Source organism: Pseudomonas sp. NBRC 111127 (assembly GCF_001320345.1).
In the GTDB taxonomy this organism is placed as follows: Bacteria; Pseudomonadota; Gammaproteobacteria; order Pseudomonadales; family Pseudomonadaceae; genus Aquipseudomonas; species Aquipseudomonas juntendi.
The window spans coordinates 1-765 of sequence record NZ_BCBD01000342.1; the positions used below are offsets into that span (position 1 = coordinate 1).

Annotated in this window: 1 protein-coding gene; it reads right to left on the reverse strand. The window is 57.8% G+C overall.

The genetic code is table 11. The features are described from left to right. Window positions 1-47: 47 nt before the first annotated feature. Window positions 48-593 (reverse strand): HNH endonuclease signature motif containing protein, encoded by a 546-nt coding sequence (locus tag APH30_RS28580; protein ID WP_177333814.1) that lies wholly within the window; start codon window positions 591-593, stop codon window positions 48-50. Window positions 594-765: the final 172 nt, after the last annotated feature.

Here is a 765-nt window from a genome sequence, read left to right on the forward strand (position 1 = left end):
GCCTGCCAATGCGGTCGTATGTGAAGGGAAGGAGATGCGGGATGCTGTTACTGGTTCATGGCCAGGCCATGGGATGGCCCGAACCCGTACCTGTTCTCTGCGGACTTCCTTGCGGCTGCCGCGTCGAAGATGTTGTCGAAGCTACCAAGCCATTCGCGCTTGGAGTGCCTGATGATGAAAGCGCCGTAGCTATTGCCGCAGCGATGCAGGCGAACGCCGGTAACGCCCGACGAGTTACGAGCCTGCCTCCTGATGTTCATGTTGTTTTCGCGACGCGAAACAACGCGCAGGTTGCAGAGCCTGTTGTCCAGGCCGTTACCGTTCAGGTGATCAACGTCCATTCCTTCGATGTTGGCGCCGTGCATCATTTTGATGATTCTATGGGCGAACATCTGCACGCCGCCAAGACGACATGTCAGGTAAGGGCGATTGGTTGGGCCGCGCATCGATCCGGCCGGCTTGCCGGCAAATCTGCCATTCCATGAATTACAGGCCGCCTGACTCACGAAGTGCTCAACCGGGCGAATTCGCCAAGTGAGCGCCCCAGTGTCCGGGCAATAGGAAAGGCACGCGTTCAAGTATTCCTTGTCCACGGCATATCTCCAGATTGAATTCAGAACCGATGCACCCTGCGATGGGGAGCAGGGCATCGGGCCGTCTTTCCGGCTGTGAGGGAGGGATCAGACAGTTGCAGCGACCTTGAGCGAGGCTGCGCAAGAATTGATCGCGTCTTTGGCTGCCTGCTCGATGTTCTTGGCAATGACC